This is a genomic window from Stenotrophomonas sp. SMYL11 (genome assembly GCF_036320005.1).
Lineage (GTDB): Bacteria > Pseudomonadota > Gammaproteobacteria > Xanthomonadales > Xanthomonadaceae > Stenotrophomonas > Stenotrophomonas maltophilia_A.
In genome coordinates this window covers 21,025-42,856 of the sequence record NZ_JAWIRS010000014.1, presented here as the reverse complement: position 1 = coordinate 42,856, position 21,832 = coordinate 21,025, and the positions used below count along the sequence as shown (strand labels likewise).

Annotated in this window: 22 protein-coding genes; 12 read left to right on the top strand and 10 right to left on the bottom strand. The window is 67.0% G+C overall.

The window, feature by feature from the left end; genetic code table 11:
• Positions 1 to 105: 105 nt before the first annotated feature.
• Positions 106 to 2,133 (bottom strand): sodium-translocating pyrophosphatase, encoded by a 2,028-nt coding sequence (locus V3B46_RS17360; protein ID WP_106469040.1) that lies wholly within the window; start codon positions 2,131 to 2,133, stop codon positions 106 to 108.
• 267 nt (positions 2,134 to 2,400) lie between these two features.
• Here V3B46_RS17360 and V3B46_RS17355 point away from each other — a divergent pair, with 267 nt between their 5' ends.
• A complete protein-coding gene (locus V3B46_RS17355) occupies positions 2,401 to 2,904 on the top strand; it encodes a hypothetical protein (protein WP_154264338.1) in 504 nt (167 codons plus the stop codon).
• Between the two features lie 72 nt (positions 2,905 to 2,976).
• Here V3B46_RS17355 and V3B46_RS17350 read toward each other — a convergent pair whose 3' ends face one another.
• From V3B46_RS17350 to V3B46_RS17340, 3 genes are all read right to left on the bottom strand, one after another.
• Entirely contained in the window at positions 2,977 to 3,366 is a 390-nt protein-coding gene (locus tag V3B46_RS17350) for a DUF488 domain-containing protein (RefSeq protein WP_154264337.1), read from the bottom strand.
• A 120-nt stretch (positions 3,367 to 3,486) separates the two neighbouring features.
• On the bottom strand, positions 3,487 to 4,281 hold the full coding sequence (locus V3B46_RS17345) for a hypothetical protein (RefSeq protein WP_329892452.1): 795 nt from the start codon (positions 4,279 to 4,281) through the stop codon (positions 3,487 to 3,489).
• A 205-nt stretch (positions 4,282 to 4,486) separates the two neighbouring features.
• On the bottom strand, positions 4,487 to 5,743 hold the full coding sequence (locus tag V3B46_RS17340; protein ID WP_329892451.1) for a 6-phosphofructokinase: 1,257 nt from the start codon (positions 5,741 to 5,743) through the stop codon (positions 4,487 to 4,489).
• A 136-nt stretch (positions 5,744 to 5,879) separates the two neighbouring features.
• Here V3B46_RS17340 and V3B46_RS17335 point away from each other — a divergent pair, with 136 nt between their 5' ends.
• The 3 genes from V3B46_RS17335 to V3B46_RS17325 all read left to right on the top strand — a co-directional run bounded on the left by V3B46_RS17335 (position 5,880) and on the right by V3B46_RS17325 (position 8,711).
• Positions 5,880 to 6,443 carry an adenylate kinase gene (locus tag V3B46_RS17335; protein ID WP_032128385.1) on the top strand — a complete coding sequence of 188 codons (564 nt, stop codon included), beginning with the start codon at positions 5,880 to 5,882 and terminating at the stop codon, positions 6,441 to 6,443.
• 328 nt (positions 6,444 to 6,771) lie between these two features.
• The gene (mpl, locus tag V3B46_RS17330) at positions 6,772 to 8,136 is read left to right on the top strand and encodes a UDP-N-acetylmuramate:L-alanyl-gamma-D-glutamyl-meso-diaminopimelate ligase (protein ID WP_329892450.1); all 1,365 of its coding nucleotides are present in this window, start codon (positions 6,772 to 6,774) and stop codon (positions 8,134 to 8,136) included.
• A complete protein-coding gene (locus V3B46_RS17325; protein WP_010484006.1) occupies positions 8,133 to 8,711 on the top strand; it encodes an LON peptidase substrate-binding domain-containing protein in 579 nt (192 codons plus the stop codon). Before mpl ends, V3B46_RS17325 begins: the two co-directional genes overlap by 4 nt.
• Positions 8,712 to 8,930: 219 nt before the next feature.
• Here the strand turns inward: V3B46_RS17325 and V3B46_RS17320 are convergent, their stop codons facing one another.
• On the bottom strand, positions 8,931 to 10,925 hold the full coding sequence (locus tag V3B46_RS17320; RefSeq protein ID WP_329892449.1) for a bifunctional DedA family/phosphatase PAP2 family protein: 1,995 nt from the start codon (positions 10,923 to 10,925) through the stop codon (positions 8,931 to 8,933).
• Positions 10,926 to 11,010: 85 nt separating this feature from the next.
• Here V3B46_RS17320 and V3B46_RS17315 point away from each other — a divergent pair, with 85 nt between their 5' ends.
• Both V3B46_RS17315 and V3B46_RS17310 read left to right on the top strand, forming a co-directional pair.
• Entirely contained in the window at positions 11,011 to 11,673 is a 663-nt protein-coding gene (locus V3B46_RS17315) for a serine/threonine-protein kinase (protein WP_329892448.1), read from the top strand.
• Complete coding sequence (locus V3B46_RS17310; protein WP_329892447.1) at positions 11,670 to 12,176, top strand: DUF2867 domain-containing protein; 507 nt, start codon at positions 11,670 to 11,672, stop codon at positions 12,174 to 12,176. The genes V3B46_RS17315 and V3B46_RS17310 overlap by 4 nt, the downstream gene beginning before the upstream one ends.
• 109 nt (positions 12,177 to 12,285) lie before the next feature.
• Here the strand turns inward: V3B46_RS17310 and V3B46_RS17305 are convergent, their stop codons facing one another.
• Complete coding sequence (locus V3B46_RS17305; protein ID WP_329892446.1) at positions 12,286 to 12,969, bottom strand: hypothetical protein; 684 nt, start codon at positions 12,967 to 12,969, stop codon at positions 12,286 to 12,288.
• Between the two features lie 108 nt (positions 12,970 to 13,077).
• Here V3B46_RS17305 and V3B46_RS17300 point away from each other — a divergent pair, with 108 nt between their 5' ends.
• From V3B46_RS17300 to V3B46_RS17290, 3 genes are all read left to right on the top strand, one after another.
• A complete protein-coding gene (locus V3B46_RS17300; RefSeq protein ID WP_329892445.1) occupies positions 13,078 to 13,896 on the top strand; it encodes an SDR family oxidoreductase in 819 nt (272 codons plus the stop codon).
• A 93-nt stretch (positions 13,897 to 13,989) separates the two neighbouring features.
• Complete coding sequence (locus V3B46_RS17295) at positions 13,990 to 14,982, top strand: YiiG family protein (RefSeq protein WP_329892444.1); 993 nt, start codon at positions 13,990 to 13,992, stop codon at positions 14,980 to 14,982.
• Between the two features lie 17 nt (positions 14,983 to 14,999).
• A complete protein-coding gene (locus tag V3B46_RS17290; protein WP_489686297.1) occupies positions 15,000 to 15,965 on the top strand; it encodes a YiiG family protein in 966 nt (321 codons plus the stop codon).
• A gap of 65 nt (positions 15,966 to 16,030) precedes the next feature.
• On the opposite strand, the gene V3B46_RS17285 is transcribed toward V3B46_RS17290, so the two are convergent.
• Entirely contained in the window at positions 16,031 to 16,903 is an 873-nt protein-coding gene (locus V3B46_RS17285) for an ion transporter (RefSeq protein ID WP_154264327.1), read from the bottom strand.
• A 63-nt stretch (positions 16,904 to 16,966) separates the two neighbouring features.
• On the opposite strand from V3B46_RS17285, the gene V3B46_RS17280 reads away from it, so the two are divergent.
• Entirely contained in the window at positions 16,967 to 18,193 is a 1,227-nt protein-coding gene (locus V3B46_RS17280) for an acetylornithine transaminase (protein WP_006467246.1), read from the top strand.
• Between the two features lie 53 nt (positions 18,194 to 18,246).
• On the opposite strand, the gene V3B46_RS17275 is transcribed toward V3B46_RS17280, so the two are convergent.
• Positions 18,247 to 18,849 (bottom strand): HAD-IA family hydrolase, encoded by a 603-nt coding sequence (locus V3B46_RS17275; protein ID WP_329892442.1) that lies wholly within the window; start codon positions 18,847 to 18,849, stop codon positions 18,247 to 18,249.
• Positions 18,850 to 18,972: 123 nt separating this feature from the next.
• On the opposite strand from V3B46_RS17275, the gene azu reads away from it, so the two are divergent.
• Positions 18,973 to 19,422, top strand: coding sequence for an azurin (gene azu / locus V3B46_RS17270; protein ID WP_154264325.1), 450 nt, complete (start codon positions 18,973 to 18,975; stop codon positions 19,420 to 19,422).
• 106 nt (positions 19,423 to 19,528) lie between these two features.
• On the opposite strand, the gene hemL is transcribed toward azu, so the two are convergent.
• Complete coding sequence (gene hemL / locus V3B46_RS17265; RefSeq protein ID WP_329892441.1) at positions 19,529 to 20,818, bottom strand: glutamate-1-semialdehyde 2,1-aminomutase; 1,290 nt, start codon at positions 20,816 to 20,818, stop codon at positions 19,529 to 19,531.
• Positions 20,819 to 20,834: 16 nt separating this feature from the next.
• The gene (gene thiE / locus V3B46_RS17260; RefSeq protein ID WP_329892439.1) at positions 20,835 to 21,461 is read right to left on the bottom strand and encodes a thiamine phosphate synthase; all 627 of its coding nucleotides are present in this window, start codon (positions 21,459 to 21,461) and stop codon (positions 20,835 to 20,837) included.
• A 34-nt stretch (positions 21,462 to 21,495) separates the two neighbouring features.
• On the opposite strand from thiE, the gene V3B46_RS17255 reads away from it, so the two are divergent.
• Positions 21,496 to 21,720, top strand: a complete 225-nt coding sequence (locus tag V3B46_RS17255; RefSeq protein WP_080291769.1) for a rubredoxin — start codon at positions 21,496 to 21,498, stop codon at positions 21,718 to 21,720.
• The last annotated feature ends 112 nt before the right edge of the window (positions 21,721 to 21,832 follow it).

The window sequence follows — 21,832 nt, the reverse complement described above, 5'->3', positions numbered from 1 at the left end:
GGGGGGGGGTGACGTGGCGGGGTGGAGCTGGCGCGAGTGGCGTGGGGTTGGGGGCCAAAAGCAGTCGAGCAAGCTCGACTCTACGGGTTTGCGCATGGCGTGGATCTACAGCAGCGGCACCAGCAGCAGTGCCACGATGTTGATGATCTTGATCAGCGGATTGATCGCCGGACCGGCCGTGTCCTTGTAAGGGTCACCGACGGTATCGCCGGTCACCGCGGCCTTGTGCGCCTCGCTGCCCTTGCCACCGAAGTGACCATCCTCGATGTACTTCTTGGCGTTGTCCCAGGCACCGCCGCCGGTGGTCATCGAGATCGCCACGAACAGGCCGGTCACGATCGTGCCGATCAGCAGGCCGCCCAGTGCGCGCGGCCCCAGCAGCAGGCCGACCACCACCGGCACCGCCACCGGCAGCAGCGAGGGCACGATCATTTCGCGGATCGCCGAGCGGGTCAGCATGTCCACCGCCTTGTCGTACTGCGGCTTGCCGGTGCCCTGCATGATGCCGGGGATCTCGCGGAACTGGCGGCGCACCTCTTCCACCACCGCACCGGCGGCGCGGCCGACCGCTTCCATCGCCATCGCACCGAACAGGTAGGGAATCAGGCCGCCGATCAGCAGGCCGATGATCACTGTGTGGTCGCTGAGGTCGAAGCGGAATTCCTGCCCGGGATGCGCGGCCTGCAGGTTATGGGTGTAGTCGGCGAACAGCACCAGTGCCGCCAGTGCCGCAGAGCCGATCGCATAACCCTTGGTTACTGCCTTGGTGGTGTTGCCCACCGCATCCAGCGGGTCGGTGATGTCGCGGATCTCCGAGGGCAGCTCGGCCATCTCGGCGATGCCACCGGCGTTGTCGGTGATCGGTCCATAGGCATCGAGGGCGACGATCATGCCGGCCATCGACAGCATCGCGGTGGCGGCGATGGCGATGCCGTACAGGCCCCCAAGCGCGAACGCGCCCCAGATGGCCGCACACACCGCCACCACCGGCAGTGCGGTGGACTTCATCGAGATGCCAAGGCCGGCGATGATGTTGGTGCCGTGGCCGGTGGTCGAGGCCTGCGCCACGTGCTGCACCGGCTTGTACTGGGTACCGGTGTAGTACTCGGTGATCCACACGATCAGGCCGGTCAGGACCAGTCCGATCAGCGCGCAGCCATACAGCGCCATCGGGCCGTGCACGTTGTCACTCATCAACCCGGTGGTGATCGGGTAGAACGCGATCGCGGCCAGCACGCCGGAGACGATCACGCCCTTGTACAGCGCGCCCATGATCGAACCGCCCGGTTTCACCTTGACGAACAGCGCGCCGATGATCGAGGCGATGATCGACACGCCGCCCAGCACCAGCGGATACAGCACCGCATTGGCGCCCGCCTCGGCCAGCATCAGGCTGCCCAGCAGCATGGTGGCGATGACGGTGACCGCATAGGTCTCGAACAGGTCGGCGGCCATGCCGGCGCAGTCGCCGACGTTGTCACCGACGTTGTCGGCGATCACTGCCGGGTTGCGCGGATCGTCTTCGGGAATGCCGGCTTCCACCTTGCCGACCAGGTCGGCGCCGACGTCGGCGCCCTTGGTGAAGATGCCACCGCCCAGCCGCGCGAAGATCGAGATCAGCGATGAACCGAACGCCAGCCCGACCAGGGCGTGCAGCGCCTGTTCCATCGGCAGGCCCATGCGCAGCAGCAGCGCGTAGTAGCCGGCCACACCCAGCAGGCCCAGCCCAACCACCAGCATGCCGGTGATCGCACCGCCGCGGAAGGCGACATCCATCGCCGCGCTGATGCCGTGGCGCGCTGCCTCAGCGGTGCGCACGTTGGCGCGCACCGAGACGTTCATGCCGATGTAGCCGGCGGCGCCGGACAGCACCGCACCGACCGCGAAGCCGATCGCGGTGTACCAGCTGAGGAACACACCGACCAGCACGAACAGCACCACACCGGCCACGCCGATGGTCAGGTACTGGCGGTTGAGGTAGGCACGCGCACCTTCCTGGATCGCGGTGGCGATCGCGATCATGCGTTCATTGCCGGTGGGTTGGCGCAGGATCCAGCGCGCCGAGACGATTCCGAACAGGATCGCGAGAATGGCGCAGCCCAGCGCCAATGACAGCCCGTGACGTTCCAGCATTAGACCCCTCCGCAGAATGGATGTAGGCATCCAGTGGCGATGAACGGCACCACGAGGGGGACGACGGGCTGCAGCCTGGAACCAACCCGTACCGACCTTGGTGGTCGTCCGACGTATGGCGGTGTTCAGCATTCCCTGGTGCCCGCAGTATGCGTTCAGCGCACTGTAGAGTCGAGCCGTGCTCGACTGGCTTCTGCGAGGTTGCGCCTTTGCACCCCGTTAAGCATCCCTCTGCAAGCCTGCGCACAGTCCTGAAGGAGATCACGCATGCGCCTGTCCCTGTTGATGCTTGTCGTCCTGGCCCCGGCAATGCCCGTGCTGGCGGCCGAAACCCCGGAGCTGCAGCGTGCCGTAGGTGCACCCCAGGCCGTGGGCGCGGTGCATACCCTGCGGCAGATCCCCGAGGCCTGCGCGCGCCTGGAAGGTGCCTTCACCGGTCAGGCGGCCGAGCCGTATCGCTTCGCGCCGGTGCGGACCAGCGAGCAGTGCCAGCCGCGCGCGCGCTTCGTCGACTACGCCAAGGCGCAGCCAAGCGCCGACAAGGGCTGGAAGCTCAATGATGTGATTCGCGTGCCCAGCGCAGCCTGCCCGGCACAGCAGGCGGTGGTGCGCGTGTGGCGCCTCCCGTCGAGCAACAAGGTCGAGCTGGACGGGCAAGGCCAGTCGCGCATCTATCTGGAAGAGGCCAAGAAGCAGGCCGCCGCCGGCCAGATTCCGCAGGTGACGATGTTCGCCGCGCAGCTGCAGATGGAAGGCAAGGCCTGCAATTGAAATTGCGTGGGCGCTGTACCCACGCGGTCATCCACTGGGAGTGCCGGCCGCTGGCCGGCAACCCTGCAATCATCACTCCGCCAGCGTCGCCCCGCGCGCCACCAGCAGCTCTCGCAGGGCCCTGCGATGGCAATGCGCCTCATCCTCGCAGTAGCACCCCACGCTGATGTCGCTGTGCTGTGACATCGCGGCCAGAAGATCCAGCGCGTGGGCCGCGTCCGGCGCCTTCATCTCGGCCTTGTAGTGGCGGAAGAACGCATTCCAGTCAGCCGCGGTTTTCGCTTCGTGCGCCCGCTTTACCAGTTCCGCGCTGGGTGACAGGGTCGGGAACCAGACGTCGTACCAGTCCTGTTCCGCGAACTCACTGCGCGGCACGCCGCGCGGCGGCCGCCGCACGGTACCGATGCGCAGCCCTTCGCCGGGGTGGCGCGGCGCACCCAGTCGAACAACACGCAGTGCCATGATGACCTCCAGGCGGGGCATCCATCATCCTGCGATGCACGTGCGCCAGGCGTGAACCGCTGTGGAAACGAAAAGGCCCGGGCGCCTGCGCACCCGGGCCTTTCCCCATGCTGGCAGCGATCAGTTGCCGCGGCAGTCCTTCAACCACAACACACGACCAATCTGGTCGTAGCTGTCGACCACGCCGGTCAGCGTCACCTTTTCACGCGGGCGCAGGGCCAGTGCATACGCGGCCTGGTTGGCTGCGAACGAGCAGGAAATGGCCACGCGCTCAAAGTCGATGCTGCCATCGCTGGGCAGGTCGAAGCTGGTGTTGTAGGTGCCGCCACTGCGCAGCACGGAGGTGATGCGACCGGTGATGGCGTAGGTCTTGCCCTTGTAGCGCGGCTCGACCGCGGCCGGGTTGTCCTTGTTCTGGTTGCGCAGCTGGAAGCCGAAGCGGTCGGCGGCAATCGTTACCACCGACGCCTGCGGAGTGGCCTTGGCTGCCTGTTCGCCAGCCTTGCCCGGCTTGACCTGGTTGAGCAGCTTGCACATTTCTTCGCGCACGCCATCGGCCGAGGCAATGGCGCCCTTGTTGACCTTCACCACCATGCCGACGGTGCCCTGGCCGCCTTCGGAGGTGGCACTGATGATCATCGGAATCGGCTTGTGGGCCATGGATTCCGGCTCTTCGATCAGCATCGAGCCGCCTTCCACGTCCTCGCTGAGGACGTCCATGTTGGCGTTCTTGGCGATCACCCGCATCTGGCCGATGGCACTGGCCACGGTCAGGTCCGGATGGGTGACCGATGAGGTGAAGGTCGTGCCGACGAAGGGATTGCCCTTCTTCTGGAAGTTGCTTTCGCAGGTCGCAGCGAAGGCCGGCGCGGCGGCACCGCACAGCAGCGCGGCGATCAGGATCGGGTGCTTCATGGTTACAGTCCTTGTGAAATGGCAGCACAGGCCCGGGCCTTGAAGGCCGGGCAGCGTCGAATCTGGCTTGCGGCGGCCCCTTTGCCCCGGGCCGGAGCCCGATTGTGGGGTGCTTCGGCGGCCGCCGCAATGTGCCCTGCGCTCCGCACAGGGCTCAGCACAGAGGGGCGTATACGACTTAATCCCCTCCGTCCCCTTTTTCGGCTCAGCCCTCGAAGGCCGGCAGCTTCTGCTTCACCGCCACGTTCTTCAGGGTGACGTACCTGGGCAGACCGTCGGTGCCGTACGGCAGCGGGGCTTCGCCCTTGATCAGCGGCGACAGGTAGGCGCGTGCCTTGGCGGTGATGCCGAAGCCATCGCGGCGGATGAAGCCGGCCGGCATCTTCTTCTCGTGGTTGGCGATCTTCGACAGCGGCGCCGCTTCGATCTTCCAGCGATAGGGCGCATCGCTGCTGCGCACGATCACCGGCATCACGCCGTTCTGGCCCTTCAGTGCCAGCTGCACGGCGGCCTTGCCGACCGCCTGCGCCTGCTCCCAGTCGGTCTTGCTGGCCAGGTGGCGGGCCGAGCGCTGCAGGTAGTCGGGCAGCGCCCAGTGCACCTTCAGGCCCAGCTGGTCCTTGACCCGGCCGGCCAGGTGCGCGGCCACGCCGCCCAGCTGCGAGTGACCGAACGAGTCCTTGCCGCCGCCCGCGTCGGCGACGAAGCGGCCATCGGCGGTGGCGATGCCTTCCGACGCCACCACCACGCAGTACCCGACGCGCTCGACCACCGCCTTGACCTTGGCCAGGAACGCCGCTTCGTCATAGGCGCGTTCGGGCAGCAGGATGATGTGCGGGGCCTCGTCATCGCCATTGCCGGCCAGGCCGGCGGCCGCCGCCAGCCAACCGGCATGGCGACCCATCGCCTCGTAGATGAAGACGCGGGTGGAGGTCTCTGCCATTGCCGCCACGTCCAGCGCCGCCTCGCGCACCGACACGGCGGTGTACTTGGCCGCCGAGCCGAAGCCGGGGCAGGTGTCGGTCACCGCCAGGTCGTTGTCGATGGTCTTGGGTACACCGATGCAGGTCAGGTCATAGCCGGAGGCCTTGGCCAGCTGCGAGACCTTCAGCGCGGTATCGGCCGAGTCATTGCCGCCGTTGTAGAGGAACCAGCGCACGTCGTGGGCCTGCAGCACCTGCAGCAGCCGGTCGTAGCGGGCGCGGTCGGCATCCAGCGATTTCAGCTTGACCCGGCACGAGCCGAAGGCGCCGCCCGGGGTATGGGCCAGCGCGCGGATCGCGGCGGCACTCTCCTTGCTGGTGTCGATCAGCTCCTCGCGCAGGGCGCCGAGGATGCCGTTGCGGGCAGCCAGGACCTTGATGCCCTTGGCCCGGGCCTGCTCGATCACCGCCGCTGCCGTGGCGTTGATGACCGCGGTGACACCGCCGGACTGGGCGTAGAGGAGAGTACCGTTGCGCATGCTTCTACCTGCTCGGGGGAGGGGACATTGCAGGGACATTACCCGGATGCGGTAAAGTGGCGCTATTGCGGTGCAGCGATACCGGTCCGTCCGGGACGCGAACGTTCTTTGTTTTCAACACGTTGGAGTCAGGTCAATGCGATTGGTTCTGTTGGGACCGCCCGGTTCGGGCAAGGGGACACAGGCGACGCGCCTGAAGGAAAAGCTGGGGATCGCCCACATTTCGACCGGTGACATGCTGCGCGCGGAAATCGCCGCGGGCACGGAGCTGGGCAAGCAGGCCAAGACGGTGATGGATGCCGGCAACCTGGTGTCGGACGACATCCTGCTGGGCATGCTGGAGTCGCGCCTGACCCAGGCCGATGTCGCCAAGGGCTTCATCCTCGATGGCTACCCGCGCAATGTGGCCCAGGCCAATGCGATGGACGGCCTGCTGGCCAAGATCGGCCAGCCGCTGGATGCCGTGGTGCAGCTGGACGTGGCCACCGAGCTGCTGGTCGAGCGCATCGCCGGTCGTGCCAAGGAACAGGGCCGCGCCGACGACACGCCGGAAGCGGTGCGCCAGCGCCTGCAGGTCTACAACGACCAGACGGCCCCGGTGGTCGACTTCTACGCCGGCCGTGGCACCCTGGCCCGCGTCGACGGCGTCGGTGAGCTGGACGAGATCGAAGCCCGCATCCTGGCGGCGATCAAGGGTTGATCCTGCAGGGCCGGTGCACTGCCGGTCCTTCGGGCGCAAAAAGCACAGGCCTGGTCCGCGAGGACCAGGCCTGTGTCGTTTGATAGGCGCCAGCAGAGGGCTTGCTCAGGGCCCCGCAGCATGAGCTCCCTTGGGGATGGCCTCTTGGGGAGTAGGACCGGTTCGGGTACTGCGGCTGGCAGTTCGAATTGTGTCCGGGTTCACAGAACATCGCTATCGGGATTTCCCTGACAGATGATTGGAGTTTTCTCACATCCTGTGTAGGACTTGTCTTACCCCGGATCGGACATTGGCCCTATACAGCCGTCATCGGTCACAATCCTCGGTCATGAGCAGCGTACATATCCTTGCAATCGCCGGCACCTTCATGGGCGGCGTGGCCGCCCTGGCGCGGGAACTGAGCCATACGGTCAGCGGCAGCGACCAGGCCATCTATCCGCCGATGTCGACCCAGCTCGAACAGCTGGGCATCACCCTGGACCAGGGTTACCGCGCCGACAGCGTGCCGGCCGGCACCGACGAGGTGGTGATCGGCAACGCGCTCTCGCGCGGCAACCCGGCCGTGGAGGCCGTGCTCGATGCCGGCCAGCGCTACATCTCCGGCGCCCAGTGGCTGTCCGAACAGGTGCTGCCGGGCCGCGACACCCTGGCCGTGGCCGGTACCCACGGCAAGACCACCACCACCACCATCCTCACCTGGCTGCTGGAAAGCGCCGGTCGTTCGCCCGGTTTCCTGATCGGCGGCGTCGCCGAGGATTTCGGCGTCTCCGCCCGCCTGGGCCAGGGCCGCGAGTTCGTGGTCGAGGCCGACGAGTACGACACCGCCTTCTTCGACAAGCGCAGCAAGTTCGTGCACTACCGGCCGCTGGTGGCCATCCTCAACAACCTTGAATACGACCACGCCGATATCTTCCCCGACGTGGCCGCGATCCAGCGCCAGTTCCACCATCTGGTGCGCACGGTGCCGGCGCGTGGCCGATTGATCGTCAACGGCGAGGATCAGCATCTGGCCGAAGTGCTGGCGATGGGCTGCTGGACGCCGGTCGAACGCTTCGGATTCGATCCGTCGCTGGAATGGCATGCCGAGCTGCTGGCCGCCGATGGCAGCGCCTTCCGCGTGCATCACCGCGGGCAGGCAATGGGCGATGTGCAGTGGTCGCTGCTGGGCCGCCACAACGTGCTCAACGGCCTGGCTGCGCTGGCCGCCGCGCATGCGGTGGGCGTGGCACCGGCCGACGTGATTCCTGCACTGGCACGCTTCCGCAGCGTCAAGCGCCGCATGGAAGTGATCGGCCACCATGACGGCATCACCATCTACGACGATTTCGCCCATCACCCGACCGCGATCGCCACCACATTGGAAGGCCTGCGTGCCAAGGTGGGTGATGCGCGCATCGTGGTCGCGATGGAGCCGCGCAGCAATTCGATGCGGCTGGGCGCACACGCGCAGGCGCTGGCTCCGTCGCTGGCGCTGGCCGATGAAGTGGTGTTCCTGCATCGCCCGGAACTGGCCTGGGATGCCGCTGCGGTGATCGCCGCGGTGCGTGGCGAAGCGCACGCGGTGCCCGATACCGACGCGTTGCTGGCGCAATTGCAGGCCAGCGCGCGCAGTGGTGACCACGTGGTGTTCATGTCCAACGGTGGTTTCGACGGCGCACCGCGCCGCTTCCTTGCCGCGCTGCAGGCCCGATGAGCGTCGACGGTTCGCTGCCGCTGTTTCCGCTGCACACCACGCTGGTGCCGGGTGCAGCGGTGGGCCTGCGTGTATTCGAGCGCCGCTATCTGGACCTGGTCCGCGACAGCGGCCGCAGTGGTGAGGGGTTTGGTGTCTGCCTGATCCTCGACGGCCAGGAAGTGGGAGCCCCGGCGACACCGGCAGCGTATGGCGTGCAGGTACGCATCGAAGACTTCGATGTCGGCGCAGACGGCGTGCTGCAGTTGCGCCTGCGTGGCACCCGCCGCTTCCATGTCGAGCGCACCCGCGTACGCGACAACGGCCTGGTGGTAGCCGACGTGCGTTGGTGCGATGAAGACCCTGACGATGAGCTACGGCCGCAGCATGCGCTGCTGGCCACGGTGCTGGGGCACATCATCGAACAGGCCGGCGAGGCCTATGCGCCGGCCAACCCGGCGTTGCTGGACCAGGCCAGCTGGGTCGGCTGGCGGTTGGCCGAACTGCTGCCGCTGAGCGAGCAGCAGCGCCTGCAGCTGCTGCAGATGGATGACCCGCACCAGCGATTGCAGCAGTTGCTGGGCTGGATGCCGTAGCCGATAACCGCCAACCAAGGTTGGCCACTACCAGGGCGCAGCGGAACCGGAAACGCCAACCAGGGTTGGCGACTACCAGGGCGCAGCGGAACCGGGAAACGCCAACCAGGGTCGGCGACGGACAGAGCGCGCCGGAACCGGTAGTTGCCAACCTTGGTTGGCAGCCTTCACCGGAAGCGCCAACCAAGGTTGGCGACTACCAGAGAAGCACCGGCGCCATCACGGCATGGTCTTCAACCGCAACACCGGCAGCCCGGTTTCGCTGTGCACATCCTCCCGCTGCGGCAGGTCCTGCACGGCGTCCTTCACCGCGTTCAACGCCGGGTCGACACCCCGCAGCGGGTGCCACATGCCGATCCATTCGAAGTGGCGCTCGTAACGCAGGGTCTGTGCACTGCCCAGCCACAGCGGCGTGTTGCCCGGCTGCAGCTGCGCGGGTGCCGGCCACAGGCGCAGCACATAGCGCTCATCCGGCTTCGCACCCTGGCGCACCATCAGCAGTGCTTCCACGCGGGTGTCCAGCGTCGCCGGCAATACCGGCAGCTCATCGGCGCCGGTGTTCTTGTCCAGCATCAGCAGCGCCTGCTGCCAGCCGGCCTGCTCCTGCCGCTTCCAGCCGCGGGCTTCCAGCTGCGCCTGCAGCGGCGCCAGCGGGCCCGCCACCTGCACGTCCAGCGGCCAGCGCTGGTCGTCGTCGAATTCGTTGCGGCGCGCCGGCAGCGTGGCCCAGTCGTGCTGCCACCAGGCCTGCGCATCCATGGCCTGCGGGGCCGGCAGGGTAGGTTCGAAGCGTTCCAGCTTCACCGGGATGTTACGCGGCGCGTACCACATCGCCGCCACGGCGAAGACGCCGTAGAACAGCCAGGCCACCGGCTTCACCCAGAACGAGCGGTTGAAGCGGCGGCGGTAGGCGATGCCCAGCACCAGCAGCCAGAACGTGCCGAACAGCATGCCGCCGATCACGTCGCTCAGCCAATGCGCGCCCAGGTACAGCCGCGAGAAGCCGATCAGGCTGACCACGATGCCCGACACCAGGTACGGCCAGACGCGGGTGCGGCCGGGCATCTCACGCGCGATCAGCACCGCGAAGAAGCCGAAGGTGATGGTGGCCATGGTCACCGACACCGAGGGGAAGCCGAAGCCGCTGCTGGCGTCCACTGGGCGCACCACATCCACGGTGGCACCGAGCAGCATGGTCAATGCCAGGCCGAACGCAAGCGCGGCCAGCCAGTGCGCGGCCGCCATCCAGCGCCGGCGCCAGATCAGGTAGGCCATCGCCGCCGCGGTCGCCGGCAGCAGTACCTGCCAGGCGCCCAGCGATGCCAGTGCGGCCATCGGGTAGTCGGCCAGCGGGTTGCGCAGCGCCAGCATGGCCTGGTGCACCAGCAGGTCGATCGCCAGCGGCTCGCCGTGCGCGACCACCACGGTCAGCAGCGCGAACCAGCCCCAGCCCAGCACCAGCAGCATCAGCGCCAGCATCGCCAGCGGCACCGATTCGCGGCGCTTCGGGTCCAGCACGCCAACGGTGTAGCGGCCCAGCGTCGGGTGGCGGTTGGACCAGTCCAGCAGGCGTGCCAGCCAGTTGTCCATGCGCGCGGCCGACCAGCGGTAGCCGTACAGCACGATGGCCCAGACCAGGCCGAGGATCACCGCCAACAGGCCGACCACCACCACCAGTCGCCCGGCCACCGCAGCCACCGCGTCGTAGGCCTCGCCGAGAATCCAGCCGGGTGCCAGGAACAGCACTGCCCACGAAATGCTGGCGATACCACTGGCCTGCATGTAGCGGCTGACGGGCATCTTCATCATGCCGGCGATGGCCGGCACGAACGGGCGGATCGCGCCCACGTAGCGCGCGATCAGGATGCTCTTGAAGGCATTGCGGCGGAACAGGTTCTCGCCGCGGTCGAGCAGCTGCGGGTAGCGGCTGAACGGCCAGATACCGCGCAGGCGGTCGCCCCAGCGTCGGCCGATCCAGTAACTGATGCCGTCACCAGCGAACGCACCCAAGGCGGCTGCCGCCACCGCGTATGGCCCGGAGATCTGGCCCAGGCCGATGAACACACCCACCGCGAACAGCAACGGCAGCGCAGGCACGATGGCGCCAAGAATGATCACCGCATCGCAGAAGGCGATGAGGAAGATAACGGCACCCGCCAACACGGGGTGAGCGGCAATCCACGCAAGCGTGGCGTCGATCCATGAAGAGTCCATTGCCCGATTATAGGGGCGTGAAGGTGACTGGTTCCCAGCCGCTTCGTGACCGTTTGCAACCGGCGCCTTCGCCTAGAATGGCCCCATGCCGCATACGCCAGACGCTCCACCGCATGCTTTGAAGGCCGACAGCTTCGGCCAGATCCTTCTTGTGGAAGGGCCCGATGGCCCCTTCGTGCGCCGTGATCTGGGCGCCACGCCGCTGTGGCTGCGGCTGCCGGCCTGGTGGCTGGCCCGCCGCGAAGCACGCGCGTTGCAGCACATCCACGGCATGGCCGATGTGCCGCAGTTGCTGGCGTGGGATGGCCGTCATCTCGACCGCAGCTTCATGGCCGGCGATGCCATGTACCAGCGCCCGCCGCGTGGCGATCTGGCCTGGTTCCGCTCGGCGCGTCGGCTGCTGCAGCAGCTGCATCGGAATGGCGTGGCCCACAACGATCTGGCCAAGGAAGCCAACTGGCTGGTGACCGAAGACGGCCGCCCGGCGCTGATCGACTTCCAGCTGGCGGTGATCGGCAACCCGCGCTCGCGCTGGATGCGGCTGCTGGCCCGCGAGGACCTGCGCCACCTGCTCAAGCACAAGCGCATGTACTGCCGTGAATCGCTCACCCCGGTGGAGAAGCGCGTGCTCAAGCGCACCTCGTGGGTGCGCGAGCTGTGGTTCGCCACCGGCAAGCCGGTCTACCGCTTCGTCACCCGCCGCATTCTGCATTGGGAAGACAACGAAGGGCAGGGGCCCAAGCCGTGAGCCGTGCGCAGGTGGTGACCGGCCCGTCGGGTGCGGGCAGCGTGCTGCGCCCACAGCTGGCTGGCGCCGACTTCGTGCACGCCTGCCAGGCGACGACCCGTCGCGATGGGCGCTCGGCCTTGCAGGCCTATCGCGATATGGCGGCGACCATTCCCGGCTGGTTCGATGGGCTGATGGCGCTGCGCAATCGCGGCATGCGCCTGCTCGGCATGAAGCACCTGGGCTCGTTGCGTGCGGTGCAGGATGTTGAGGATCCTCAACCCGGCCAGCGGCTGGGCATCTTCACCCTGCAGTCGCTGGACGACGATGCCATCGTGCTGGAAGACGACGACCGCCACCTGCGTGTGCAGTTGGCGCTGCAATGGCAGGACGACGTGCTGGAAGTGGCGACCGTGGTGCATACGCACAACGCGTTCGGCCGGGTCTACATGCTGCCGGTGGCGCCGGTACATCGATTGATCGTGCCGCACCTGCTGAAAAAGCAGGTGCAGTTGTACCGGTAGATCCACGCCATGCGTGGATGCGCCGGGCAGAACCGTATTGTAGAGCCGAGCCATGCTCGGCTGCATTCAATGAGCCGAGCATGGCTCGGCTCTACAGAGGCCGGTGGCCTTACGGCGTTGCCGGCACGACCTGCTGGCCGATGAAGTTGCGCTTGGCGTCGAAGTCGTAGGCGATCTGCAGTTGCCCCACATCCGGGCACGCGTGGCAGTCGCGCAACGGCGTGCGGTACAGCAGGCGGATGCCGCCGTTCTCCAACGGCGAGGCGCCGGCCGACTGCGCTGGTGCGAACGGCGTGGCTTGCGGGTTGGCCTTCAGCAGTTCCTGCACAGTGGGATCGGCACGCAGGGTGTCGTCCAACTGCACGGCATCCACGTCGATGCGCTTGCCGCTGGCATCGACCAGTCGCGTGCCTTCATTGGTGTTGGCGCGGAACGGATACTCGACCGTGGCAATGCCCAGTCCTTCGTTCTCGTGCCAGGCGGTCACATAGGCCAGCTCACCGCCACTGGACAACTGCTCGGCGGCGGTAACGGCATCGGCACTGGCACCACCGGCGCGCATCGCATCACGCAGGCAATCACGGGTCGCAGCATTCTCGCCCTGGCGGCAGGCGTTGAGGTCGCCATCCCAGACCACCGCCTCGCTCCAGCGCATCTTGCCGTCGGTGGCGGCCTTCTCCGCACTGGGCGCGTCACCGGCGGGCGGCTCCTTGCCGGGTTCCGGCGAACGGCCCTGGCAGGCGGTCAGCAGGGCAAGCCCCAGGGCAGGCAGCAACAGGCGGGAACGGCGCATGGCGTGGACCTCGTGCGTTGTCTGGAGGCCCGAGTATCGTCAAGGCCGGGTGAACTCCGCGTCGGCGCGGCATACTAGCGGCTCAATGCATACGCTGGAGTGTGGAACGTGGGCAGTCTGCAGGGCAAAACGCTTTTCATCACCGGTGCCTCGCGTGGCATCGGCCTGGCCATCGCACTGCGCGCCGCGCGCGACGGCGCCAACGTGGCCATCGCGGCCAAGTCGTCGGTGCCGAACCCGAAGCTGCCGGGCACCATTCACACGGCGGCCGAGGCCGTTACGGCCGCCGGTGGCCAGGGACTGGCGCTGAAGTGCGATATCCGCGAGGAGGAGCAGGTACAGGCCGCAGTTGCGGCCACGGTCGATACCTTCGGTGGCATCGACATCCTGATCAACAACGCCAGCGCTATCTGGTTGCGCGGCACGCTGGATACGCCGATGAAGCGTTTCGACCTGATGCAGCAGGTCAATTCGCGCGGCAGCTTCCTGTGCGCGCAGGCCTGCCTGCCGTACCTGCTGCAGGCGCCGAACCCGCACATCCTGACTCTGGCGCCGCCGCCGAGCCTGGCGCCGAAGTGGTGGGCGCCGCACACCGGCTACACGCTGGCGAAAATGGGCATGAGCTTCGTCACCCTGGGCCTGGCCGCTGAATTCGGTCCGCAGGGCGTGGCGGTGAACGCGCTGTGGCCGCGCACGGTCATCGCCACCGATGCGATCAACATGATTCCGGGCGTGGATGCGGCCGGCTGCCGCACGCCGCAGATCATGGCCGATGCCGCACATGCGGTGCTGGTGCGCGAAGCGGCCGGCTTCCACGGCCGGTTCCTGATCGACGATGAAGTGCTGGCACAGGCCGGTATCACCGATCTTTCCGGATACGCGGTGGATCCGTCGCGGCCGTTGCTGCCGGATCTGTTCCTGGATTGACCGCGCGTCGCTGGAAGAGGCCGAGGGCTGCGACTCTCGGCCTCCTGCGCTAGAATGCATGGCTGTAACCGTTTTCAACAAGGATGTGAGCACATGTCACGCACTCTTTCTGTCGCGGCGCTGGCCGCTTCGCTGTCGTTGTTCCTGACCGCCTGCGGTGGCAAGGCACCTGCAGCTGCGGGCGCCGCCGCTGCCTCCGGCACGCCGGACGCCAGCGCGGCCCCGTCCGATACACAGCAGCAGTTGACCGCCAAGCTCAACGCCTACATCGGCTGCTTCAACGCGCTGGATTCGAAAACCCACGGCAGCATCCAGTCCTACACGCGCTGGATCAAGGATGTCGACGCTGGCCCGACCGGACGCGAGACGCACGTGTACGGCCCGTTCGAGATCAGCGACTACGACATGAAGCAGTGCGATGCCCCGGTGACCGAGGCGATCGCTGCAAAGCCTGCGCTGGCCGATCTGGATGCGGCTGCGGGCCATTACCAGCAGGCGCTCAAGGCGCTGGCGCCGGTCAGCAAGGACGCGCACGACTACTACGATCGCCAGGATTACGAGGACGACCAGTTCGCCAAGGGCAAGCAGCTGCACGCGCCTTTGATGGCCGCCTTCAAGGATTTCGTGGCTGCCAGCGAAACGTTCAATGCCGAGCTGGAGCGCCAGAACGATGCTGCCCAGCGCGAGCAGCTCAAGGCGCTGGAACAGGCCGAGGGGCGCACGCGCGAGTACTACCGTCTGGCGATGATGCTGGAAGCCAAGGCCATCATGGATCTGATGAGCGAGGATGATTTCGATCAGGCCAAGGCCCGCGAACGTCTGGATGCCTTCAACCGCATTTCCGATGAAGCGCACGCCAAGGTTGCCGACCAGGAGCCGGGCAAGTCGGACTGGGAAGGCTTCGAGCGTGGGGCCGAGAATTTCCGGCGCGAAGGCAAGGAGCGGCTGCAACGCGTCAGCGAGAAAAAGCCTTACACCGATTTCGAACGACGCATGCTTGATTCGCCGTCGATGGCGCCGCGTGGCTCTGCCAGCAAGCTCATGCAGGAATACAACACGCTCGTTTTCCAGAGCAACCGCCAGTGACCGGCGCGCCAGCACCCATGCGAGAGACCATGACGGCTTCCTGTCTGCGTACTGCGCCGCTGCTGCTGATCGGCGCTGTGGCTGGCCTGAGCGGCTGCAACAAACCGGCAGGGTTGTCGCTGGCCGACCCCGGCCTGGAGAAGGTGAACGCCTACATCGAGTGCTACAACGGCGTTGAACAACCCATTCACGAGGGTTTCCAGACCTACACCAGCTGGATGAAGGACCCTGAAGCCGGCCCGACCGGCAAGGAAGCGCAACCGCGTTCGCCCGGGAAGGTGCTGTCGCACCGCGTCGAGTACTGCGGCCAGCCACTGACCGACGCGCTGGCGAAGATCCCGGCCTTGCCGATGGATGGCCCCGCGCGTGACTATCAGCAGGCCTTCCAGGCATTGAACACCCTGGTCGAGCGCGCCGACGGTTACTTCACCCGCGAGGATTATCGTCGTGATGGTGGTGAAGGGATGCGCAGCCAGCATGCCCCGCTGATGCAGGCCTATGCTGATTTCTTCAAGGCCAGCGAAGCGATGGATGTGGCGCTGGAAAAGAACGAGAACGATCGCCGTGCCGCGCAGCTGAAGCAGATCGAGGAGAGCGAAGGGCGCTCGCTGGCCTACTACCACCTTCGCCTGCTGGGCGACGGCAAGCGATTGGCCACGGCGTTCCAGGACGACGCACCGGACGTTGCGGCGCTGCGCGTGCAGCTGGCTGACTATCAGGCACTGGTGACGGAAATCCAGAACGGCGGTGTCGGCAAGGACGACCCGATGTGGGGCCACGTGCAGCGTTCGGCGGACAAGCTGGTGCGTACTGCGGGACGTGGCGTCGAGCGCCTGGAGCTGCACAAGCCGATCACCGCCGAAGCGCTGGCGGCAGAGCGGAAGGCGTCGGGCAGTTGGCTCACCACCGACCCGGAAGGGGCGCAGTCAACGATCCTCGCCGCATACAACGATCTGGTGACCACCAGCAACCGCATGCGGTGAGCAACGGCACACGCATCCATGCGTAACCGCCGAGAGGTAGTGCCGGCCGCTGGCCGGCATGTGCCTCAATGGTTGAACGCATCCGGCAGCTTGCCGCCGCACTTGCGGCAGTGCAGTGCATCCGGTTCATGCCCTTCCAGCCCACAGTCCGGGCAGCCACGCGCATCGCGGCGCGCGGCCTGCTCGGCTTCACGCATGGTGCTGGCCAGTTCGGCGGTGTAGATGCCGGTGGGCACGGCGATGATGCTGTAGCCGATCAGGATCAGCACCGAGGTGACGAAGCGGCCGAGCACGGTCTGCGGCACGATGTCGCCGAAGCCGACCGTGGCCATGGTCACCACCGCCCAGTACATGCTGGCCGGGATGTTGGTGAAGCCGTGTTCGGGGCCCTCGATCACGTACATCAGCGCACCGGCGATGATGGTGATGGTGATCACCGTGAACAGGAACACAAGCACCTTGCGCCGGCTGCGCCACAGTGACGTCATCAGGACGCCGCTTTCCTCGATGTAGCGGGTCAGCTTGAGGATGCGGAACACGCGCAGGATGCGCAGCGCGCGCACCACCAGCAGGCTCTGCGCGCCGGGGATGAACATCGACAGGTAGGCGGGCAGGATCGACAGCAGGTCGATGATGCCCCAGATGCTCACCGCGTAGCGCAGCGGGCGCTTGACCACCGCCAGCCGCAGCAGGTACTCGGCGGTGAAGATGATCGTGAAGCCCCATTCCAGGATGTACAGGCCTGTGGACCATTCGGCATGCAGGTGCTGCACGCTGTCGATCATCACCACCAGGATGCTGGCGATGATTGCCACCACCAGGATCAGGTCGAAATTGCGCGAGGGCCGCGAGTCGTGGCGATAGATGATGTCGAACCACCGACGGCGCCAGCCGGTCTCGGTGGCGGGGTTCAGCTGGGGGGCGGAAAACGGTCGCATGGACGCATTGTGCCGCAGGGGTTCCGGCGCGAGAATGGGGATTCCTGAACCCTGCCGACTGCCATGACCGCCGCTACCGATCCGCTGATCTCCCTTTCGCACTACTACCTGCCGGTCTACAAGCCCCGCCAGGTGGTACTGGAGCGAGGCCAGGGCGCCCGCGTGTGGGACAGCCAGGGCCGTGAGTTCATCGACCTGGCCGCCGGCATCGCCGTGTGTGGCCTGGGCCACAACGACCCGGACCTGGTGGCCGCGCTGGTCGAGCAGGCCGGCAAGCTCTGGCACACCAGCAACGTGTTCTACAGCGCGCCGCCGCTGCACCTGGCCGAGGAACTGGTGAAGGCCAGCCGCTTCGCCGAGCGCGTGTTCCTGTGCAACTCCGGCGCCGAAGCCAACGAAGTGGCGATCAAGATGGTCCGCAAGTGGGCCTCCAGCCAGGGCCGCCCGGCTGACAAGCGCGTCATCATCACCTTCCGCGGCAGCTTCCACGGCCGCACCATGGGCGCGGTGACCGCTACCGCCCAGCCGAAGTACCAGGAAGGCTACGAGCCGCTGCCCGGTGGCTTCCGCTACATCGATTTCAACGACGAAGTGCAGCTGGAAACCGCGATGGCCGCCGGCGACGTGGCCGCAGTGATGCTGGAGCCGATCCAGGGCGAGGGCGGCGTGATGCCGGCCAAGTCCGGTTTCCTCAAGCGCGTGCGCGAACTGTGCGACCAGCACAACGCACTGTTGGTGCTGGACGAGATCCAGGCCGGCATGGGCCGCACCGGCACGCTGTTCGCGCACTGGCAGGACGACGTGGTGCCGGACATGGTCACCCTGGCCAAGGCGCTCGGCGGCGGCTTCCCGATCGGCGCGATGCTGGCCGGCCCGAAGGTGGCCGAAACCATGCAGTTCGGCGCACACGGCACTACCTTCGGCGGCAACCCGCTGGCTGCTGCCGTGGCCCGCGTGGCACTGCGCAAGCTGGCCTCGGCGGAGATCGCCGCCAACGTCAGCCGCCAGTCGAAGGCGCTGCGCGATGGCTTCGCCCGCATCAACGACGAGTTCGGTGTGTTCAGCGATGTGCGTGGCCGCGGCCTGATGCTGGGCGCGGTGCTCAGCAAGGACTTCGCCGGCCAGGCCGGTGCGATCCTCGACCATGCCGCCGAGCAGGGCCTGCTGACCCTGCAGGCCGGCCCGGACGTGCTGCGCTTCGTGCCGTCGCTGAACATCACCGACGAAGAAGTGGCCGAAGGGCTGAAGCGCCTTCGCGCTGCGATTGCAGCGTTCATCGCAGCGCGCTGAAGCCCCGGCGCTGGGATCGGATCCCTCTCCTGCGGAGAGGGCTCTGGCCCCGATCAGTTCACGGCGTAACGCTTCAACACCTTGCCCAACCCACGGCCATCACGCACGGTTTCCGCGTGCAGGCCTGCGGCGCGTGCGCCGCGTACATTGGCGAACAGGTCATCGACGAACAGCGCATGCGAAGGCGCCACGCCGAGTACCTCAAGCGTGCGCAGGAAGACTTCCGGCGCCGGTTTGCGCAGGCCGAAATCGGCGCTGCAGAACACGCTGTCCTGCAGGGCCGGGAACAGTTCCGGCAGCAGGGTGGGCAACGCCTCTACCATCAACGCGCCATTGTTGGTCAGCACTGCCAGCGGCAACTGCAGGGCCTGCAGCCGCTGCAACACGGCAGCCTGCGGATGGCTGGCGGCCCGCCGCGCCGCGGTCCAAGCAGCCACATCGACCGTCGTGCCTAGAAGCTCTCCCAGCTGCGCCAGATAGGCCGGGCCATCGAGCGTGCCATTGTCATGTGCCGTTTCCAGCCCGCTGTCGTACAGCGCGGCCTGCACGGTTTCCGGCGCGACATCCAGCGCCTGCGCAAGGTGCAGCACGCGCTGCGCGCGCTGGTACTGCACCAGCACGCCATCCACATCCAGCAGCAACAGGTCGATCCGCATTGGTCGAGCATGCCATTGCAGTGAACACGCGGGAAACTCTGGATCAGTCATGCGACAGACGGTCGCAGACGCGGCCGCAGGGGCCTGCCTAGAATGGCGCTTGAATCCGCAGGAGATGCAACGATGAAGGCTTGGATGGTGGTAGTGGGACTGGGCGCGCTGATGCTGGCGCCTTCGGCAATGGCGCGGGTATGTGCGGTGAGCATCGACAGCACCGACCAGATGAGCTTCAGCAGCCGCGAGATCAAGGTGGCCGCTGATTGCACCGCCGTGGATCTGACCCTGCGCCACACCGGCAAGCTGGCCGCTACCGCGATGGGCCACAACTGGGTGCTGACCCGCAGCGCGGATTACCAGCCGGTGGCGATGGCCGGCATGCGCATGACCCTGGCCGACAGCTACCTGCCGAAGGCCGACAAGCGCGTGCTGGCGCACACCAAGGTGATCGGCGGTGGTGAAACCGCGCGCGTGCGCTTCTCTACCCAGGGCCTGCAGAAGGGTGGGGATTACACCTTCTTCTGCTCGTTCCCCGGCCACTTCGCGATGATGAAGGGCAAGTTCGTCTTCGGTTGATGCCGTCTGTAGCGTCAAGCCATGCTCGACTGCTCGGTGCCAACCAAGGTTGGCATCTACCAGATGCGGCAGTGCCAACCAAGGTTGGTACCTACCAGAGCGAGGCTCAGCCCTTGGCGGTCTTGAATGCCACGCGTGCAGCGGCCAGGGTGGCCTCGATCACGGCATCATCGTGGGCGCTGGAGAGGAACCCGGCCTCGTATGCCGACGGCGCAAGGAACACGCCCTGTTCCAGCATCGCGTGGAAGAAGCGGTTGAACGCCGGGATGTCACAGGCGGTGGCCTGCGCATAGGTCTCCACCTTCTCGCTGGTGAAGAACAGGCCGAACATGGCGCCCACGTGGGTGGTGGTCACCGCCACGCCGGCGTCGGCGGCGGCCGCTTCCAGGCCGGCACACAGGCGCGCGGTGCGCTCGGCCAGGTCGGCGTGGAAGCCCGGCTGCTGGATCAGTTCCAGCATCGCCAGGCCGGCGGCCATCGCCACCGGATTGCCGCTCAGCGTGCCGGCCTGGTAGATCGGGCCGGCCGGGGCGATCTGCTGCATCAGTTCGCGGCGGCCGCCGTAGGCACCCACCGGCATGCCGCCGCCGATGATCTTGCCGAAGGTGGTCAGGTCCGGGGTGATGCCGTAGTGCGCCTGTGCACCGCCAAGGGCAACGCGGAAACCGGTCATCACTTCGTCGAAGATCAGCAGTGCGCCATGCTTTCTGCACAGTTCGCGCAGGTGCTGCAGGTAACCCTCGCGTGGCGGAATGCAGTTGGCGTTGCCGACCACTGGTTCGATGATCAGGCCGGCGATGTCGTCACCCTGCTGTTCGAACAGGGCGGTAGCCGCTTCGAAGTCGTTGTAGGGCAGGGTCAGGGTCAGTTCGCTCAGGCCGGCCGGCACGCCCGGCGAGGTCGGCACGCCCAGGGTCAGCATGCCGCTGCCGGCCTTGACCAGGAACGAGTCGCCATGGCCGTGGTAGCAGCCTTCGAACTTGACGATGCGGTTGCGGCCGGTGGCACCACGCGCCAGGCGGATCGCCGACAGCGTGGCTTCGGTGCCGGAGTTGACCATGCGCACCATCTCGCACGACGGCACCAGTCGGGTGATGGTCTCGGCCATGGTCACTTCGGCCGCGCAGGGCGCACCGAAGGACAGGCCATTGTCGATCGCCTTCTTCACCGCCTGGCGCACCGCCGTGTGGTTGTGGCCGACGATCATCGGGCCCCAGGAACCGACGTAGTCGATGTAGCGGTTGCCGTCGACGTCGTACAGGTAGGCGCCGTCGGCACGCTCGACGAAGAACGGCTCGCCGCCGACCGACTTGAACGCGCGCACTGGCGAATTGACGCCGCCCGGCAGCAGCTGCTGGGCGCGGGAGAACAAGGCGTGGGACTGGTCGTGGTTCATGGGGCTTTCCTGGGCATTACGCGAACTGGGCGAGGTAGGCGCGCTGGACCGCAACCGGGTCTTCGGCGGCGAACACGCTGCTGACCACGGCGACCAGATCGGCGCCGGCGTCGATGATGGGACCGACATTGTCCGGCGTCAGGCCGCCGATCGCCACCCGCGGCACGCCCAGTGCGGCGCTTTGCCGCAGCAGGTCGGTATGGGCGCGGCTGGTGGTGATCTTGGTGGTGGTCGGATAGAACGCGCCGAAGGCCACGTAGCTGGCGCCGGCCGCCACGGCCTTCTCGGCGTTGGCCAGCTGGTCGTAGCAGGAGGCGCCGATGATGGCATCGGGGCCGAGCAGGGCGCGCGCGCTGGGGATGTCACCGTCGGTGCCGCCCAGGTGCACGCCGGCGGCGCCGACCGCCTTGGCCAGCGCCGGGGCGTCGTTGACGATCAGCGGCACGCCGTGTTCCACGCACAGCGCCTGCAGGGCGGTGGCCTGCTCCCGCCGCAGCGCGTCACTGGCGGTCTTGTTGCGGTACTGCAGCCAAGTGGCGCCCGCAGCCAGCAGCGGCGCGGTACGGGCCAGCAGGCGCGCGGTATCGGGCTCGTCCGGGGTGATCAGGTAGACGCCACGGGGCGCCGGGGAAGCAGAAGTCATCGATGGCTACCGGTGAGTGGGCCGCGATGGGACAATGGCGGCCCGTGAATCCAGCCTTGATTATCCGATGAGCGATGCCACCCCCACCACCTTGCGTACCTGGATGTGCGTGGTCTGCGGCTTTCTTTACAGCGAAGCGGAAGGCTTGCCGGAAGAGGGCATCGCGCCCGGGACGCGCTGGGAGGACATCCCCGAGACCTGGACCTGCCCGGACTGCGGGGTGACCAAGGCCGATTTCGAGATGGTCGAGGTCGATTGATTGCAATGGCCGCCGGGCATGGCCCGGCGCTACCGGTGGGGGGGGGGCGGGGGGGGCCGCCCCGGGGGGGGGAAATCAAACCCGGGCCGGGGGCCCCCGGGGCGATAAGCGT